This window comes from Pseudomonas sp. CROZ-RG-20F-R04-15, from assembly GCF_022662375.1.
GTDB lineage: Bacteria > Pseudomonadota > Gammaproteobacteria > Pseudomonadales > Pseudomonadaceae > Aquipseudomonas.
Window position 1 is genome coordinate 454,679 of record NZ_JAKNQL010000001.1, and the last position, 16,731, is coordinate 471,409.

At 59.9% G+C, this 16,731-nt stretch carries 16 protein-coding genes; 13 read left to right on the forward strand and 3 right to left on the reverse strand.

Features of this window, described 5'->3' with window-relative positions; all coding sequences use genetic code 11:
• Window positions 1-42: 42 nt before the first annotated feature.
• The 8 genes from L8H52_RS01975 (at window position 43) to L8H52_RS02010 (ending at window position 8,421) form a co-directional block, all read left to right on the forward strand.
• Window positions 43-1,044, forward strand: coding sequence for a PleD family two-component system response regulator (locus L8H52_RS01975; RefSeq protein ID WP_242204981.1), 1,002 nt, complete (start codon window positions 43-45; stop codon window positions 1,042-1,044).
• Window positions 1,045-1,486: 442 nt separating this feature from the next.
• A protein-coding gene (prfB, locus tag L8H52_RS01980; protein ID WP_102900567.1) for a peptide chain release factor 2 occupies window positions 1,487-2,582 on the forward strand; the annotation gives its coding sequence in 2 pieces (ribosomal slippage) (window positions 1,487-1,558 and window positions 1,560-2,582; 1,095 coding nt in all).
• Window positions 2,583-2,695: 113 nt separating this feature from the next.
• The gene (gene lysS / locus L8H52_RS01985) at window positions 2,696-4,198 is read left to right on the forward strand and encodes a lysine--tRNA ligase (protein WP_016983551.1); all 1,503 of its coding nucleotides are present in this window, start codon (window positions 2,696-2,698) and stop codon (window positions 4,196-4,198) included.
• 104 nt (window positions 4,199-4,302) lie between these two features.
• Window positions 4,303-5,016, forward strand: a complete 714-nt coding sequence (locus L8H52_RS01990; protein WP_095050372.1) for a TetR family transcriptional regulator — start codon at window positions 4,303-4,305, stop codon at window positions 5,014-5,016.
• A 155-nt stretch (window positions 5,017-5,171) separates the two neighbouring features.
• On the forward strand, window positions 5,172-5,726 hold the full coding sequence (locus L8H52_RS01995; RefSeq protein ID WP_242204979.1) for a hypothetical protein: 555 nt from the start codon (window positions 5,172-5,174) through the stop codon (window positions 5,724-5,726).
• A 60-nt stretch (window positions 5,727-5,786) separates the two neighbouring features.
• Window positions 5,787-7,037 carry a flavohemoglobin expression-modulating QEGLA motif protein gene (locus L8H52_RS02000; RefSeq protein WP_242205524.1) on the forward strand — a complete coding sequence of 417 codons (1,251 nt, stop codon included), beginning with the start codon at window positions 5,787-5,789 and terminating at the stop codon, window positions 7,035-7,037.
• 152 nt (window positions 7,038-7,189) lie between these two features.
• Entirely contained in the window at window positions 7,190-8,095 is a 906-nt protein-coding gene (locus tag L8H52_RS02005; protein ID WP_242204977.1) for an alpha/beta hydrolase, read from the forward strand.
• Window positions 8,092-8,421 (forward strand): hypothetical protein, encoded by a 330-nt coding sequence (locus L8H52_RS02010; protein ID WP_122591285.1) that lies wholly within the window; start codon window positions 8,092-8,094, stop codon window positions 8,419-8,421. Before L8H52_RS02005 ends, L8H52_RS02010 begins: the two co-directional genes overlap by 4 nt.
• Window positions 8,422-8,770: 349 nt before the next feature.
• Here the strand turns inward: L8H52_RS02010 and L8H52_RS02015 are convergent, their stop codons facing one another.
• The 3 genes from L8H52_RS02015 to L8H52_RS02025 form a co-directional block, all read right to left on the reverse strand.
• Window positions 8,771-9,559 carry an OmpA family protein gene (locus L8H52_RS02015; protein ID WP_242204975.1) on the reverse strand — a complete coding sequence of 263 codons (789 nt, stop codon included), beginning with the start codon at window positions 9,557-9,559 and terminating at the stop codon, window positions 8,771-8,773.
• Between the two features lie 55 nt (window positions 9,560-9,614).
• Window positions 9,615-10,019 (reverse strand): DUF4398 domain-containing protein, encoded by a 405-nt coding sequence (locus L8H52_RS02020; RefSeq protein ID WP_016983303.1) that lies wholly within the window; start codon window positions 10,017-10,019, stop codon window positions 9,615-9,617.
• Between the two features lie 378 nt (window positions 10,020-10,397).
• Window positions 10,398-10,742 (reverse strand): hypothetical protein, encoded by a 345-nt coding sequence (locus tag L8H52_RS02025; RefSeq protein WP_008078374.1) that lies wholly within the window; start codon window positions 10,740-10,742, stop codon window positions 10,398-10,400.
• A 213-nt stretch (window positions 10,743-10,955) separates the two neighbouring features.
• On the opposite strand from L8H52_RS02025, the gene ppc reads away from it, so the two are divergent.
• The 5 genes from ppc to L8H52_RS02050 all read left to right on the forward strand — a co-directional run bounded on the left by ppc (window position 10,956) and on the right by L8H52_RS02050 (window position 16,705).
• Window positions 10,956-13,586 (forward strand): phosphoenolpyruvate carboxylase, encoded by a 2,631-nt coding sequence (ppc, locus tag L8H52_RS02030; protein ID WP_242204974.1) that lies wholly within the window; start codon window positions 10,956-10,958, stop codon window positions 13,584-13,586.
• Window positions 13,587-13,886: 300 nt separating this feature from the next.
• Entirely contained in the window at window positions 13,887-14,534 is a 648-nt protein-coding gene (gene adk / locus L8H52_RS02035; protein ID WP_242204972.1) for an adenylate kinase, read from the forward strand.
• Window positions 14,535-14,627: 93 nt separating this feature from the next.
• Window positions 14,628-15,302: a tRNA (adenosine(37)-N6)-threonylcarbamoyltransferase complex dimerization subunit type 1 TsaB gene (tsaB, locus tag L8H52_RS02040; RefSeq protein ID WP_242204970.1), complete on the forward strand. Its 675-nt coding sequence runs from the start codon at window positions 14,628-14,630 to the stop codon at window positions 15,300-15,302.
• A 234-nt stretch (window positions 15,303-15,536) separates the two neighbouring features.
• A complete protein-coding gene (locus L8H52_RS02045) occupies window positions 15,537-15,845 on the forward strand; it encodes a hypothetical protein (protein ID WP_007908889.1) in 309 nt (102 codons plus the stop codon).
• Window positions 15,845-16,705, forward strand: a complete 861-nt coding sequence (locus L8H52_RS02050) for a DUF72 domain-containing protein (RefSeq protein ID WP_242204968.1) — start codon at window positions 15,845-15,847, stop codon at window positions 16,703-16,705. Before L8H52_RS02045 ends, L8H52_RS02050 begins: the two co-directional genes overlap by 1 nt.
• Window positions 16,706-16,731: the final 26 nt, after the last annotated feature.

A 16,731-nucleotide genomic window follows, 5' to 3' on the forward strand; every position in this document is an offset into this window, starting at 1 on the left:
CAATCCGCAATCCTGGCCCCCGCAGTACTCAGGTGACCGCCCATGAATGACTTACAGATCGACGACATTAAAACCGACGAAAACGCCGCCATGGTGTTGTTGGTAGACGATCAGGCCATGATCGGCGAAGCCGTGCGCCGTGGGCTGTCGAACGAAGAGAATATCGACTTCCACTTCTGCTCGGACCCGCATCAGGCCATTGCGCAAGCGGTGCGGATCAAGCCGACGGTGATTCTGCAGGATCTGGTCATGCCCGGCCTCGACGGCCTGAGCCTGGTGCGCGAATACCGTAATCACCCGGCGACCAAAGACATCCCGATTATTGTGCTGTCGACCAAGGAGGACCCGCTGATCAAGAGCGCGGCGTTCTCGGCCGGGGCCAACGACTATCTGGTGAAGCTGCCGGACACCATCGAACTGGTCGCGCGCATCCGTTATCACTCGCGCTCCTACATGACGTTGTTGCAGCGCGACGCGGCGTACCGCGCGCTACGGGTCAGCCAGCAGCAATTGCTCGACACCAATCTGGTGTTGCAACGCTTGATGAACTCCGATGGCCTGACCGGGCTGTCCAATCGCCGCCATTTCGACGAGTACCTGGAGCTGGAGTGGCGTCGCTCGCTGCGTGATCAGAGCCAGTTGTCGTTGCTGATGATCGACGTTGATTACTTCAAATCCTACAACGACAGCTTTGGCCACGTTGAAGGCGACGAGGCGCTGCGCAAGGTCGCCACGGCGATTCGTGATGCCAGCGCGCGACCGTCGGACCTGCCGGCGCGTTACGGCGGTGAGGAATTTGTGCTGGTGCTGCCGAACACCTCGCCGGGCGGCGCGCGACTGGTCGCGGAAAAGCTGCGGCAGACTGTGGTTTCGCTGAAGATTCCGCACAACACCCCGGCGGAAGGGGCGAGTCTGACCATCAGTATTGGTCTGGCGACGATGGTGCCGCAGTCGGGCAGCGATTGTCGGTTGCTGATTTCGGCGGCGGATCGTGGGTTGTATCTGGCCAAGAACAATGGGCGTAATCAGGTTGGGATCGAGTAAACGCTTACCCTCACCCCAGCCCTCTCCCCGAGGGAGAGGGGGCCGACCGAGGTGTCTGGCGCTGTACATCGACCTGATCGACCGAGTCGATTATGGATCTGCAAGCTTGGCGACTATGGATTCGGCAAAGCCCTTTCAAGTCGGCGTACCTCCCGAATATCCCCCAATCGGTCCCCTCTACCTCTGGGAGAGGGCTAGGGTGAGGGCAGGCCCATACGCCAATTTCCGCCTGAAAGCCTTGACGATCATGGATTCGGCAAAGCCCTTTCACGTCGGCGTAACTCCCGAGTATCCCCCAATCGGTCCCCTCTCCCTCTGGGAGAGGGTTAGGGTGAGGGCAAAGGCTTTAATGATCCCCACACCCGCCAGACGGGCTGCCGTCACAGCCTGATTACGTTATACTCGCCGGCTTTCAAAAGTTCGCCAACGAGTGCTGCCCGTCATGGAAATCAACCCGATCCTGAACACCATCAAGGACCTGTCCGAGCGCTCCGAAACTATTCGGGGGTATCTTTGACTACGATCAAAAGCATGAGCGTCTGACCGAAGTCAATCGCGAGCTTGAAGATCCGAGTGTCTGGAACAAACCTGAATACGCCCAGGAACTGGGCCGCGAGCGCGCCGCGCTGGCACAGATCGTCGATACTCTCGACGAACTGAACGGCGGTCTGGCCGATTGCCGCGACCTGCTGGACATGGCCGTCGAAGAAAACGACGAAGGCGCAGTGGGCGATGTCGTCGCCGAGCTGGCCCGTCTCGAGGAAAATCTGGCCAAGCTGGAATTCCGCCGCATGTTCAGCCATGAAATGGATCCGAACAACGCGTACCTGGACATCCAGGCCGGTTCCGGCGGCACCGAAGCCCAGGATTGGGCCAACATCCTCCTGCGCATGTACCTGCGCTGGGCGGATAAACGCGGTTTCGACGCGACCATCATGGAGCTGTCGGCCGGTGAAGTCGCCGGTATCAAAGGTGCGACCGTGCACATCAAGGGCGAATACGCCTTTGGCTGGCTGCGGACCGAGATCGGCGTACACCGTCTGGTGCGCAAGAGCCCGTTCGACTCCGGCAACCGTCGTCACACCTCGTTCTCCGCGGTTTTCGTCTCGCCAGAGATCGACGACAAGGTCGAAATCGAAATCAACCCGGCAGACCTGCGGATCGACACCTATCGTTCCTCCGGTGCCGGTGGTCAGCACGTAAACACCACCGACTCGGCCGTACGTATCACCCACGTACCGACCAACACCGTGGTCAGCTGCCAGAACGAACGTTCCCAGCACGCCAACAAAGACACCGCCATGAAAATGCTGCGGGCCAAGTTGTACGAGCAGGAAATGCAGAAACGCAACGCCGCGTCGCAAGCGCTGGAAGACACCAAGTCCGACATCGGCTGGGGTCACCAGATTCGCTCGTACGTGCTCGATGCGTCGCGGATCAAGGATCTGCGCACCAACATCGAACGCAGCGACTGCGACAAGGTACTCGACGGCGATATCGACGAATACCTGTATGCCAGCCTGAAATCGGGGCTGTAAAAGACGCAATACAGGATCGGCTGATTCAACCCGATCCCTGTAGGAGCCAGCCTGCTGGCGATCCCCGGGCCGCAAGGTCCGGGGGCAACGAACCTGATGGAATATCTAAAGACATGAGCGACCAACAACTCGACCCGCAAGCCCTGCAACAGGAAGAAAACTCCCTGATCGCCCTGCGCAAGGAAAAGCTGGCTGCCGAGCGCGCCAAGGGCAACGCCTTCCCGAACGACTTCCGCCGCGAAAACTACTGCGAAGATCTGCAGAAGAAATATGCGGACAAGACCAAGGAAGAGCTGGCAGAGGCTGCAATCCCGGTCAAGGTTGCCGGTCGCATCATGCTCAACCGTGGCTCGTTCATGGTGATCCAGGACATGACCGGTCGCATCCAGGTCTACGTCAACCGTAAAACCCTGTCGGAAGACACCCTGGCCGCGGTGAAAACCTGGGACATGGGCGACATCATTGCCGCCGAAGGCACCCTGGCGCGTTCCGGCAAGGGCGACCTGTACGTTGAAATGACCAGCGTGCGTCTGCTGACCAAATCGCTGCGTCCGCTGCCGGACAAGCATCACGGCCTGACCGACACCGAACAGCGTTACCGTCAGCGCTACGTTGACCTGATCGTCAACGAAGAAGTGCGTCAGACCTTCCGCGTCCGTTCGCAAGTGATCGCGCACATCCGCAGCTTCCTGATGAAGCGCGACTTCCTCGAAGTCGAAACGCCGATGCTGCAGACCATTCCGGGCGGCGCCGCAGCCAAACCGTTCGAAACCCACCACAATGCGCTGGACATGGAAATGTTCCTGCGTATCGCGCCTGAGCTGTACCTCAAGCGTCTGGTGGTTGGTGGCTTTGAAAAGGTTTTCGAGATCAACCGCAACTTCCGTAACGAAGGCGTTTCGACTCGTCACAACCCAGAATTCACCATGTTGGAGTTCTATCAGGCGTACGCCGATTACGAAGACAACATGGACCTGACCGAAGAGTTGTTCCGTGAACTGGCGCAGCTGGTTCTGGGCAGCACCGACGTGCCGTACGGCGACAAGGTGTTCCACTTCGGCGAGCCGTTCGTACGCCTGTCGGTGTTCGACTCGATCCTCAAGTACAACCCTGAGCTGACCGCCGATGATCTGAACGACATCGACAAGGCTCGCGCCATCGCCAAGAAGGCCGGCGCCAAGGTGCTGGGCTTCGAAGGTCTGGGCAAGCTGCAGGTGATGATTTTCGAAGAACTGGTCGAGCACAAGCTGGAGCAGCCGCACTTCATTACTCAGTACCCGTTCGAAGTGTCGCCGCTGGCCCGTCGCAACGACGACAACCCGAACGTCACTGACCGTTTCGAGCTGTTCATCGGTGGCCGTGAAATCGCCAACGCCTACTCCGAGTTGAACGACGCGGAAGACCAGGCCGAGCGCTTCATGGCGCAGGTGGCCGACAAGGACGCCGGCGACGACGAAGCCATGCACTACGACGCCGACTTCGTGCGCGCGCTGGAGTACGGCATGCCACCAACGGCCGGTGAAGGTATCGGCATCGACCGTCTGGTGATGTTGTTGACCAACTCGCCGTCGATCCGCGATGTGATCCTGTTCCCGCACATGCGACCGCAAGCGTAAACGTTTCAGTTGAAAAGCCGCCTAAAACAGGCGGCTTTTTATTGCCTGTCTGGTACAAATGTATCAATTGGTTACTTTGGAATTGCAGAGGAAGTTCTGTCGTGATGGGTGCAATAGCTCAAGAAGGTGCAGCGGGTATCGCCACTGCGGTCGCTGAAAGTGTTCAGTACCAGGGTCGCAAGGCCAGCCGACAGGGCAGTGAGCAGCGTCGACAGGACATTCTCGACGCGGCGATGCGCATTGTCGTGCGTGACGGCGTGCGCGCCGTGCGCCACCGTGCCGTCGCGGCCGAAGCCGGTGTGCCGTTGTCGGCGACCACCTATTACTTCAAGGATATCGACGACCTGCTCACCGATACCTTCGCTCAATACGTCGAGCGCAGTGCGGCGTACATGGCCAAGCTGTGGGTCAATAACGAAGGCTTGTTGCGTGACATGGTCGTCAGTGGCGACGGCAGTCCGGAGTCGCGCTCGCAACTGGCCGACGACATTGCGCGGTTGATGGCCGACTACGTGCACCGTCAATTGGTTAATCGGCGTGAGCACTTGATGGCTGAGCAGGCGTTCCGTCAGGAGGCGTTGCTCAACCCGCGTCTGGCGATTCTGGTGCGCTCGCATCAGCAGATTCTGCTGCAGGGCACTTGCCAGTTGTTTCAGGTATTGGGCTCGCGTGAACCGCAACAGGATGCCAAGGTGTTGACGGCGATTATCGGACGGATGGAATATCAGGGCCTGCTCAACGACGCCGAGCCTTTGGCCGAAGAGGACATGCTCGGCATTCTGACGCGCTACATGCACCTGGTGCTCGCGTCGGTGTAATCCGCTGTTGCTTCACCCTGTGGGAGCGAGCCTGCTCGCGAATGCGGTCTGACATTCAACATCTTTGTTGCCTGACACACCGCTTTCGCGAGCAGGCTCGCTCCCACAGGGTAATGTGGCGATGTTCAGGGCCGTGTGTTCATAGGGAGTGTTGAATGAAAGCCTGGCGTGGCGTGCTGATCGCCTTGTCGTTCCTGCTGCTCAGTGGCTGTCTGGTGACCTTCAAGGAACCGCTGGCCGCCAGTGACCCGGCGCCCAAAGGCTTGCTCGGCAAATGGTCGAGCACCAACGCCTGGGGCGAACCGATGAACCTTGAGCTGACCCGGCTGGGCAACGACCGCTATCAGGCTGTCACCTACTTCAAGGCCAAACCCCACGAACGCGAAGCCTATCCGTTCACCGTGTCGCGCCACGGCAGCCGCTGGTATCTGTCGGCGAAAGTCCCGGCGCAGTACGGCGGCCATTTCACCATCGCCGGTTTCGAGCTCACCGACAAACACGAACTGGTGGTCTACAACCTCGATCTCGAGCAGATCAATCAAGCCATTAAACAGAAAGCCCTCGACGGTCAGGCCTTCCAGACCGACGATGGCGACGGCGTGCAGATCGACAGCAGCCTCGACAAGGTCTTTGCTTACCTCGACGATCCGGCCAATTCCGATGTCTTCGTTGAAGCCGTGCGCTATCAACGCCAGGCCCGCGCCAAATAATTCAGACCGTCAGGTTTCCTACAGGAGTTTCGGGTGGACGATTACCAGCAGACGATACGCATGTTGTCCGACCGCATTGTGCTGGCGCAGACGCCGATCCGTGTGCTCGACGCGGTCAAGTGGGACGACAACATCCGCAAGGGCTTCCTCAAGGCCAAAGGCAAGGAAATGCCGGCGGTGGATCGCGACTATTACCTCAATCGGCCGCTGAGTTTCGATTCGAGCAAGGTCAAACTGGAATTCCAGAACATCGAGCGCGACATCACCCGCCAACTCGGCCAGTTCAACCCGGTCGGGCAGATCATGCGGCGCATGTGCAAGGAATACCGCATGGTGGTGCGCATGCTCGAAGCGCGCGGGACCGAGGATTTCGGCCTGATCTCGCAAGAGCTGTACGGCGCCGCATCCGATGCTTTCCACGCGGGTGACCCGACGCTGGCCGATCTCGGCCTGATGATGTCCGACTACCTCAACAACATCGACGGCCGTGGCGACCTGAAGGACGAGCCGAAAATCCTCACCGCCAAGGACGCCGTACACCTGCTGCAAACCCGCCTGAACAAGGTGTTTGGCGAGGCCGAGGAAACCATTCGCGTGTTCGAGTCCGACGGTATCGTTGCCGACGCGGCGGCGGGCGCGGATTACATCAAGATCCGCACCGACGCGATGTTCAACGACCGCGACGTGCGCGCGCTGGAGGTTCACGAAGGTCTGGTGCATGTCGGCACCACACTCAACGGTCTCAATCAGCCGATCTGCACCTTCCTGTCCAAAGGCCCACCGTCGTCAACGGTGACCCAGGAAGGCCTGGCGATCCTGATGGAAATCATCACCTTCGCCTCCTACCCAAGCCGTCTGCGCAAACTGACCAACCGCACCCGCGCCATTCACATGGTCGAGGAGGGCGCGGACTTCCTGCAGGTGTTCGAGTTCTTCCGCGAGCAGGGTTTTGAAATGGCGGAAAGTTACGGCAACGCCAGTCGCGTTTTCCGTGGATCGACGCCGACCGGTCTGCCATTTACCAAAGACTTGTCCTACCTCAAGGGCTTTATCATGGTTTACAACTACATTCAGTTGGCCGTGCGTAAGGGCAAGCTTGAGCAGATCCCGCTGTTGTTCTGCGGCAAGACCACGCTGGAAGACATGCGTACCTTGCGCCAGTTGGTGGATGAAGGGCTGGTGGTGCCGCCGAAGTATCTGCCGGACCAGTTCCGCGATTTGAATGCGTTGTCGGCGTGGATGTGCTTCTCCAACTTCCTCAATCACTTGAGCCTGGACCGGATCGAAGCGGATTACTCCAACATCCTGTAATGCCACACCGATCGTTCCCATGCTCTGCGTGGGAATGCCGCCATGGACGCTCTGCGTCCACTGTGACGCAGAGCGTCACGGTATGCATTCCCACGCGGAGCGTGGGAACGATCTCACTGTATTCCAACCTGATTTCTGCGAGGTTTCACCGGATGAGAATCCTCGGCATCTTCTGCCTGCTCCTGACCCTCAGCGGTTGCAGCTCTTTGTTGTTCTACCCCGAACCGGGCCAGATCTTCACCCCGGAAAAAGCCAGACTCGAATACCGCACCGTCACGCTGGTCACGGCCGACGGCCTCAAACTCAACGCCTGGTGGCTGCCGGCCAAACCCGGTGTCGAAGTCAAAGGCACCGTCCTGCACCTGCACGGTAACGGCGGCAATCTGCCGATGCATTTGGGCGGTAGTTGGTGGCTGCCGAAAAATGGCTATCAAGTGCTGCTGGTGGACTATCGCGGTTATGGCTTGTCCGAGGGCGAGCCGAGTTTGCCGGCGATCTATCAGGACATCGACGCCGCATTCGCCTGGCTCGACAAGGCGTCAGAGGTCAAAGGCAAACCGCTGATCCTGCTCGGCCAAAGCCTCGGCGGTTCGATGGCGGTGCATTGGCTGGTGCAGCATCCCGAGCGGCAAAAACAGCTGAAAGCGCTGGTCCTCGACGGCGTGCCCGCGAGCTATCGCAGCGTCGGCCAATACGCGCTCAGCACTTCGTGGCTGACCTGGCCATTTCAGGTGCCGTTGTCGTGGCTGGTGCCGGACAGCGACAGCGCGATCAACTCGATGCCGCAACTCAACGGCGTGCCGAAACTGATTTTCCACAGCATCGATGATCCGCTGGTACCGCTTTCCAACGGCATCCGTCTGTATCAAGCTGCGCCGCCACCGCGCGTGCTGCAACTTACTCGCGGCGGTCATGTGCAGACCTTTGGCGACCCGGTGTGGCGCCAGGTAATGCTGCGCTACCTCGACGATCCCGAGCATTTCAACGGCCTGCGCCGCCTCGGTGAAATCCCCAATTACCCGACACCCCCGAATTCTGAAGACGAGAGTCCGCAATGAGTGAAGAACGTAACGCCATCCCGCTGATCATCACCGGTATCTGCAGCATCCTCGGCACCGTCGGGGCGCTGTGGTACTACGGCTACCTGCATTTCGCCAAACCCGAGGATGCGTTGCTGCTCAACGAATTCACCATGCTCAAGACCGTGCCGGGTGAGGATTACAAAGTCTCGCTGGACCCCGCGCCGCAAGTGGCGCAATGCATTGATGGCGTGCTGGTGTTGTTCGATACCGAGCAGAAAGGTTTGACCGGTGTACTGATCAACGCACAGAAAAAGGCTGTGCGCTGCATGGGCGAAGAGACCCCGCAGAAGCTTGAGCAGTGATTCTGCAGGACCAGCCCTCACCCTAACCCTCTCCCAGAGGGAGAGGGGACTGACCGAGTTGTCTTTCGCTATACACCGACTTGATCCATTGAGTCGAAAACAAATTCTGAAAGCACCATAAATCGGCCCCCTCTCCCTTGGGAGAGGGCCGGGGTGAGGGGGGACTGACCGAGGTGTTCTTTCGAGTTGCGCCGACCTGATCCATCGCGTCGAGCACAAATTCTGAAAGCGCCATAAATCGGCTCCCTCTCCCTCGGGAGAGGGCTGGGGTGAGGGGCTGCGGTTTCAGCCGTCATGAAAAAGCCCCGCCTGATCACTCAGGCGGGGCTTTTGCGTTACAGCGTGCGGCTTAGTTCGAGCTCATCGCCGAACGTGGCATCACTGGCTGGTTGTCGTTGGAAATGGTCACTTCCACACGACGGTTCATCGCACGGCCGGAGACGCTGCCGTTCTCGGCAACCGGGTACTCCTTGCCGTAGCCCTGAGTGACGATGCGCGCTGGGTCAACGCCCATTTTCACCAGTGCGGTGCGCACGGAGTTGGCGCGGCGCTCGGACAGCGACTGGTTGTGGCTGGCAGAACCGGTGCTGTCGGTGTAACCCTCGACGATCACTTTGCGATCCGGGTTTTCCTGGAGGAATTGCGCCAGTTTGTTGATGTTCACCAGGCCGCTGGATTTCAGGTCGGCACGGTCGGTGGCGAACAGCACGTCGCCGAAGGTCACCAGCGTACCGCGATCGGTCTGCTTGGCGTTCAGGCTGTCCTGCAGCTGTTTGATCTGCTGATCACGGGCATCCAGACGCGCCTGGGCACGTTGTGCTGCAGCGTTCTTCAGATTGTTTTCAGCGGTGCGCAGGGCGATGGTCTGCTTGGCCACTTCGACACGCTGGTTGGTCAGGTACGCCAGTTGGTCAACCTTGGCCGCGTCTTGCTTGTCCAGATAAGCCTTGTCGGCCTTGTCCAGGTAATCACTGGCGTCTTTGGTTTCCAGTGCCGCGACTTTGCTTGCCTGTGGGTTGGCCTGCAGGCCGGCGTAGTTGGTGCGCGCGTTTTCCAGGTTCGGGTTAGGCGGGGTGGAGCAGGCAGCCAGAGCGACGCTTGCGGCCAGAAGAGCTGGGATCATCAGTTGCTTACGCATAATTTGTCGTCCTTTCTATCTATAAAAGTTTCAGCTTTGCGATCGGGATGCGCGCTTACTGCACGGTGCGCTGACTTTCCTGACGCAGTTCCTGAACACCTTTCTGGGAATCCTTCACGGCTTGTTCAGCCTTGGCGGCCTGGGCTTTGCGTTCGGCGACGCGAGCGTCCCACTCGGCTTGCTCGGACAGGGTGCGCGCTTCGTCATACTTCTTGTCGTGCATGGCGATTTCGGCTTGTTTCAGTTTGTCCTGCGCTTGCTTCATCTCAACGGCAGCGAATTCGGTACCGCCGGCGCTGACTGCGCTGTTCACTGCCGATTGAGTCACGGCGTATTGCTCGGTCGGCGGGTTACCGGCGCAACCGGCCAGTACGAAGCTGGTGCCGATGGCCAGAGCGGCCAGTTTCAGACCGCGCAAGTGTGCAAATGTGGTTTGGTTTTTCATGGTCTTCAACTCCATTAGGCATCTCCTGAAAACAACTGAATCCATCCTGGTCGAGGAGCCGCAAGCGACGTGTGAAAGCGCGTTTTTGAAACGCTCGTTCCAGGCGTGGTTACAGGTTCCGACCGGCGGGATTTTTCAAAAGTTCAGAAAAGATGGCCTATCGCCAAAAAAAACTTTGACCGAATGGACAAGGCTCTAAAGCGGGAACTTTGGCGGGATGGAGCGGTACGCGCGGGCGTTCTCAATACTGGAAAAACGTCGATCTGGAGGCAGAAATGCAGTCAATGTGGGAGCGAGCCTGCTCGCGAAAGCGGTGTGCCAGTCACCATCAATGTCGACTGATATACCGCTTTCGCGAGCAGGCTCGCTCCCACAGTTTTGGACTAGGTTGTGTCAGTGTTTTTGTTTGCCGGCAGCCGCCGACAGGTCATGCAAATGCCGCCGCGACAACGCCAGAAAGCGTGGCGTCGGCCCGACATCCTCATACAACGGATCTCCCTCCTCATCGGTCGCCACCACCGTCGAACCCTTCACATACGGCAGGCTCGCTTCGAATTCCTCAAGCGCCGCGCCGATCAGTTCGCCGAGCAGCTCTTCGGCATGCCGCTTGGGATACATCTCGGCAATCGCTGCCAGACGCGCAGCGGCTTCAACGTCCAGGTGAATCGTGTAGCCAGTGTCGGTCAGGCGACCCTTGGCGTTTTCTTCCCAATGCTGGGCGAGTTCACGAATTTTCATGATGACCTCATTTCGCGCCTGCTCATGGCAGGCCTGGGTGAGTGTCCGGCAGCGCCGGCGGCAAGCCGTTGTACGGCTTACTGTTGAGACTAGCTTTCGCCCGCAAGGTTTAACGTCCCTTCGTCGGCTGCTTGTAAGAAGCGTCGTAGAGCGGCACTCTCTAGGTCATGCACTCGTTTCTAAGCCGTCCGGATTACTGCTGGGGAATTGCTGATGACCGATATTGATGCACGCTTGCGCGAAGACGTTCACCTGCTCGGAGAGCTGTTGGGCAACACCATTCGAGACCAGTACGGCGAGGCTTTCCTCGACAAGATCGAGCAGATTCGCAAGGGCGCCAAGGCCGATCGCCGTGGCTCGATGGACGCCGAACTGAGCGCCAGCCTCAATCAATTGAGCGAAGACGAATTGCTCCCGGTGGCGCGGGCGTTCAACCAGTTTCTCAACCTGGCGAACATCGCCGAGCAGTATCAGTTGATTCACCGGCGCGAAGAGTCGCAGCCGGCGCCGTTCGAATCCCGTGTGCTGCCGGAATTGCTCGCGCGTTTGCGCAACGAAGGCCACAGCGCCGAATCGCTGGCGCGGCAACTGGCGCGGCTGGAAATCGAGCTGGTGCTGACCGCGCACCCGACCGAAGTGGCGCGGCGCACGCTGATCCAGAAATACGATGCGATCGCCGGGCAGCTCGCCGCGCAGGATCATCGCGACCTGACCAGCGCCGAACGTGAACAGATTCAGAACACCCTGCAACGGCTGATCGCCGAAGCTTGGCACACCGAAGAAATCCGCCGCACACGACCGACGCCGGTCGATGAAGCCAAGTGGGGTTTCGCGGTGATTGAACACTCGCTGTGGCAGGCGATTCCCAACCATATGCGCAAGGCCGACAAGGCGTTGCATGAAGCGACCGGCCTGCGTCTGCCACTGGAAGCGGCGCCAATTCGCTTCGCGTCGTGGATGGGCGGCGACCGTGACGGCAACCCCAACGTCACCGCTGCGGTGACCCGCGAAGTGCTGCTGCTGGCGCGCTGGATGGCTGCCGATCTGTACCTGCGCGATGTCGATCACCTCGCCGCCGAACTGTCGATGCAGCAGGCCAGCGATGCGCTCAAGGCCAAGGCTGGCGACAGCGCTGAACCATACCGTGCGGTGCTCAAGCAATTGCGCGAACGTCTGCGCGCGACGCGCAACTGGGCACACGCCGCGCTGACTGCGCCAACCCCGGCGCCGGCCGATGTGCTGCACAACAACCGCGATCTGCTCGATCCGCTGGAGTTGTGTTTCAACTCGCTGCACGAATGCGGCATGGGCGTGATTGCTGACGGCCCATTGCTCGATTGCCTGCGGCGCGCGGTGACCTTCGGCCTGTTCCTCGTGCGCCTCGATGTGCGTCAGGACTCCTCGCGCCACAGCTCGGCGATGACCGAAATCACCGATTACCTCGGTCTTGGTCGCTACGAAGACTGGGACGAAGAGCAACGCATCAGCTTCCTGACCCGCGAACTGAGCAATCGCCGACCACTGCTGCCGGCGCATTTCAAACCGTCGGCCGACACCGCCGAAGTGCTCAACACCTGCAAGGAAATCGCCGCCGCACCGGGCGCTTCGCTTGGTTCCTACGTGATCTCCATGGCCGGTGCTGCTTCCGATGTGCTCGCCGTGCAACTGCTGCTCAAAGAGTCCGGCGTGCTGCGGCCTATGCGCGTGGTGCCGCTGTTCGAAACCCTCGCCGACCTCGACAACGCCGGGCCGGTGATGGAGCGGCTGTTACTGTTGCCGGGTTACCGCGCACGGCTGCAAGGCCCGCAGGAAGTGATGATCGGCTATTCCGATTCGGCCAAGGACGCCGGCACCACGGCGGCGGCCTGGGCGCAATATCGTGCGCAGGAACGCTTGGTGGAAATCTGCCGCGAGCAGCAAGTCGAACTGCTGCTATTCCACGGCCGCGGCGGCACTGTGGGCCGTGGCGGTGGCCCGGCGCACGCGGCGATTCTGTCGCAGCCACCGGGTTCGGTGGCGGGGCGCTTCCGCACCACCGAGCAGGGGGAAATGATTCGCTTCAAATTCGGTCTGCCGGACATCGCCGAGCAAAACCTCAATCTGTATCTGGCGGCGGTGCTTGAGGCGACATTGCTGCCGCCTCCACCGCCAACGCCCGAATGGCGTCACCTGATGGATGAATTGGCGGCTGATGGTGTCAGCGCTTATCGCCAGGTGGTGCGGGAAAACCCGCAATTCGTCGAGTATTTCCGTCAGTCCACGCCCGAACAGGAATTGGGTCGTTTGCCGCTCGGTAGTCGCCCGGCCAAACGCCGCGCCGGCGGCATCGAAAGTCTGCGGGCGATTCCGTGGATCTTCGGCTGGACGCAAACGCGATTGATGTTGCCAGCGTGGCTCGGATGGGAATCGGCGCTGAGCAAAGCATTGGAACGCGGCGAAGGCGAACTGCTCGGGCAGATGCGTGAGCAATGGCCGTTCTTCCGCACCCGTATCGACATGCTGGAAATGGTCCTGGCCAAGGCTGACGCGGATATCGCCCTGTCCTACGATCAGCGTCTGGTCGAGCCGGACTTGCTGCCGTTGGGCGCGCAGTTACGCGACCTATTGTCGCAGGCGTGCACGGTGGTGCTCGGCCTGACTGGCCAGTCGCAGCTGCTGGCACATAGCCCGGACACCCTTGAATTCATCCGCTTGCGCAACACCTACCTCGACCCGCTGCATCTATTGCAGGCCGAACTGCTGGCCCGCTCGCGGCAGCAGGATGTCGAGCAGGGCAGCCCGGTGGAACAGGCGTTGCTGGTGTCTGTGGCGGGGATTGCCGCCGGTTTGCGAAATACCGGCTAACGTTTTTGTCGTGTCGCGCGGCACCGGCAATAAACGCCGGATGCCGCTTTGCCTGACGGCGCAATGTGCCGCCAGGCGACAGTTAATGATGGGGTTGCGACTTGGGTTACCGCGTCGCAAGGTCGCGGGGGGCGTCGGTTTCTCCGACTTTTGGCGTCTTGTGTGGGCGCAGCCTGCTGTGTATCTTGATCAGCCTTTGGCCGTTTGTGCGGCCACGACCCGTATTTTCAGGATTCGTCCCAAGAGGCGAATCCTTTGTTTTGTAAAAGCTTTTTATAAAAAAATTGAGGAGCACATCTAATGCGCGTCATTCTGCTGGGAGCTCCCGGGGCCGGTAAAGGTACTCAGGCTAAGTTCATCACCGAAAAATTCGGCATTCCACAAATTTCGACCGGCGACATGCTGCGTGCAGCGGTCAAGGCCGGTACACCACTGGGCGTTCAAGCCAAGAGCATCATGGATGCCGGCGGCCTGGTGTCGGATGACCTGATCATCGCACTGGTTCAGGATCGTATCGCTCAGCCAGACTGCGCCAACGGTTTCCTGTTCGACGGCTTCCCGCGCACTATTCCGCAGGCTGAAGCACTGGTTACCGCCGGTGTTGAGCTGGATGCTGTGGTTGAAATCGCTGTTGAAGACGAAGAAATCGTGCAACGCATCGCCGGTCGTCGTGTTCACGAAGCCAGCGGCCGCGTTTACCACATCGTCTACAACCCGCCGAAAATTGCTGGTAAAGACGATATCACCGGCGAAGAGCTGGTACAGCGCAAGGACGACACCGAAGAAACCGTGCGTCATCGCCTGTCGGTCTACCATTCGCAGACCAAGCCGCTGGTGGAGTTCTACCAGAAGCTGTCCGCTGCCAACGGCAAGCCGAAGTACAGCCACATCCCGGGCGTCGGCTCGGTTGATGCGATCACCACCAAGGTGCTGGCCGCGCTGAGCTGAAAAGTCTGATCGGCTGCATCATCCACGGCCCGCTTGCGGGCCGTAGTTGTTTATACTGGCGCACTTTTCCCCACCCCTGTTTTGGAAACATCGATGAGCACCTTGCTGGCCCTGGACACCGCGACTGAAGCTTGCTCCGTTGCCTTGCTGCATGACGGCAAGGTCACGAGCCATTACGAGGTGATCCCGCGCCTGCACGCGCAGAAGCTGCTGCCGATGATCCAGCAACTGCTGGCCGACGCTGGCACCACGTTGCAAGCGGTCGATGCGATTGCCTTCGGTCGCGGACCGGGCGCATTTACCGGTGTGCGGATTGCCATTGGTGTGGTGCAGGGGCTGGCGTTCGCGCTGGATCGTCCAGTGCTGCCGGTGTCCAACCTGGCGGTGCTGGCGCAGCGAGCCTTTCGTGAACACGGCGTGAGCCAGGTCGCAGCGGCCATCGATGCGCGGATGGATGAAGTGTATTGGGGCTGCTACCGAGAAACGGCAGGGGAGATGCGACTGGTCGGTGCCGAAGCGGTGTTGCCGCCGGAAGTCGCGGCGCTGCCGGCTGATGCCAGTGGCGAGTGGTTCGGTGCTGGCACCGGTTGGGGCTATGCCGAGCGCATCGCGGTCAATCTCAGCGGCTCCGACGCCGGCATGCTGCCCCACGCCGAAGACCTGCTGACCCTGGCGCGTTTTGCCTGGGAGCGCGGCGAGTCGATCCCGGCGGATGATGCACAACCGGTTTACCTGCGCGATAAAGTCGCCACCCCGAAAGCCCGCTGATTCACTCGATACCGAGTTGCTCCCTTCGCGAGCAGGCTCGCTCCCACAGGTACAGCGCTGTACTTGTGGGAGCGAGCCTGCTCGCGAATAGCTTTCTGCCGACAACACCAATCGTCAGTTTGTAACCCCTCGCTTTAAACCTTTTGCGCTTTATGTGTTCTAGTTATCACTCGGCGGTTTGCTAAGTCGGTCAAGTGCCGCTAAATTGCCATCATCGATACCGAGCATGAAATTATGCGTATAGACGGCCTTTCCTCTCAGTCCTACCCCATCAAGCGCAAGCCTCGCAAAGGCAACGTGGCGCTGGATGAATCCGTCGACGATATCGACGGCGAGCTGGAATTCCCGACTGAAGAGCAATTGGCCGCCCGCGCTGCCAAAGCCTCGGCCCAACGCCTGAGCAATCTGCCCGCCCGTCAACAAGACATGATTTACCACCGTGCGATGAAAAAAAGCGTAGCCATGGCCCTGGCCAGCTACCTGAGCACTGCCGGTTTTGTCGATTGGGATGCAGACGTGCTGGGCCTCGATCTGTACATCTGATGGATCTGCCTTACTACCTCGGTTGCCCGTCCTGGAGCGAAAACGCCTGGCGCGAGTATCTGTACCCGGTAGACGCCAAAACCTCCGATTTCCTCGGTCTTTATTCGCAAGTATTCAATGCCGTTGAAGGCAACACGACCTTCTACGCCAGCCCGTCACCGGCCACGGTGCAGCGTTGGGCCGAGGTGATGCCCGAACACTTTCGCTTCACCGCCAAATTCCCCGGCGACATCAGCCACAGCGGTGACCTGCGCGATCAACTGACCGCCGCCGAGACCTTCCTGCAATTGCTCAAACCGCTGGGTAATCGCGTCTCGCCGCTGTGGCTGCAACTGTCGAAAAGCTTCACGCCGCAGCGACTGCCGGAACTGGCGGCGTTCATCGATGCGCTGGATTGCCCGCTGGCGGTCGAAGTGCGGCATGAACAGTTCTTCGCCAAGGGCGAGAGCGAACGCCTGCTCAATCGCTTGCTGCTCGACCGTGGCGTCGAGCGCATTTGCCTTGATCCGCGTGCGCTGTTCAGCTGCCTGTCGACCGAATCTTCGGTCATCCACGCGCAATCGAAAAAGCCGCGAGTGCCGACGCGTCCGGCAGCCTTCACTCAATTCCCGCAAGTACGCTTCATTGGCCATCCGGTGCTTGAGGCCAACGATCCGTTCCTGCTGCCGTGGGTGGCGAAAATCGCCGAGTGGATTGAAGAGGGCCGTACGCCGTACATCTTCCTGCACACCGCCGACAATCTCCTCGCAGCGAAGCTGGCGCAACGTTTTCACGCACAACTGATGCAACGTTTGCCTGGCCTGCCAGCGCTGCCTGAGCTATACAGAGAACCCGCCGCCGAGCAGCTTGACCTGCTCTGAGACGGAATTTTTCCTGCCCGGGAGCC

Excerpts from the sequence above, each read along its gene's own strand:
- L8H52_RS01975 (WP_242204981.1), top strand. The coding sequence starts at position 43 with ATGAATGACTTACAGATCGACGACATTAAAACCGACGAAAACGCCGCC.
- lysS (WP_016983551.1), top strand. The coding sequence starts at position 2,696 with ATGAGCGACCAACAACTCGACCCGCAAGCCCTGCAACAGGAAGAAAAC.
- L8H52_RS01990 (WP_095050372.1), top strand. The coding sequence starts at position 4,303 with ATGGGTGCAATAGCTCAAGAAGGTGCAGCGGGTATCGCCACTGCGGTC.
- L8H52_RS01995 (WP_242204979.1), top strand. The coding sequence starts at position 5,172 with ATGAAAGCCTGGCGTGGCGTGCTGATCGCCTTGTCGTTCCTGCTGCTC.
- L8H52_RS02000 (WP_242205524.1), top strand. The coding sequence starts at position 5,787 with ATGTTGTCCGACCGCATTGTGCTGGCGCAGACGCCGATCCGTGTGCTC.
- L8H52_RS02005 (WP_242204977.1), top strand. The coding sequence starts at position 7,190 with ATGAGAATCCTCGGCATCTTCTGCCTGCTCCTGACCCTCAGCGGTTGC.
- L8H52_RS02010 (WP_122591285.1), top strand. The coding sequence starts at position 8,092 with ATGAGTGAAGAACGTAACGCCATCCCGCTGATCATCACCGGTATCTGC.
- L8H52_RS02015 (WP_242204975.1), bottom strand. The coding sequence starts at position 9,559 with ATGCGTAAGCAACTGATGATCCCAGCTCTTCTGGCCGCAAGCGTCGCT.
- L8H52_RS02020 (WP_016983303.1), bottom strand. The coding sequence starts at position 10,019 with ATGGAGTTGAAGACCATGAAAAACCAAACCACATTTGCACACTTGCGC.
- L8H52_RS02025 (WP_008078374.1), bottom strand. The coding sequence starts at position 10,742 with ATGAAAATTCGTGAACTCGCCCAGCATTGGGAAGAAAACGCCAAGGGT.
- ppc (WP_242204974.1), top strand. The coding sequence starts at position 10,956 with ATGACCGATATTGATGCACGCTTGCGCGAAGACGTTCACCTGCTCGGA.
- adk (WP_242204972.1), top strand. The coding sequence starts at position 13,887 with ATGCGCGTCATTCTGCTGGGAGCTCCCGGGGCCGGTAAAGGTACTCAG.
- tsaB (WP_242204970.1), top strand. The coding sequence starts at position 14,628 with ATGAGCACCTTGCTGGCCCTGGACACCGCGACTGAAGCTTGCTCCGTT.
- L8H52_RS02045 (WP_007908889.1), top strand. The coding sequence starts at position 15,537 with ATGCGTATAGACGGCCTTTCCTCTCAGTCCTACCCCATCAAGCGCAAG.
- L8H52_RS02050 (WP_242204968.1), top strand. The coding sequence starts at position 15,845 with ATGGATCTGCCTTACTACCTCGGTTGCCCGTCCTGGAGCGAAAACGCC.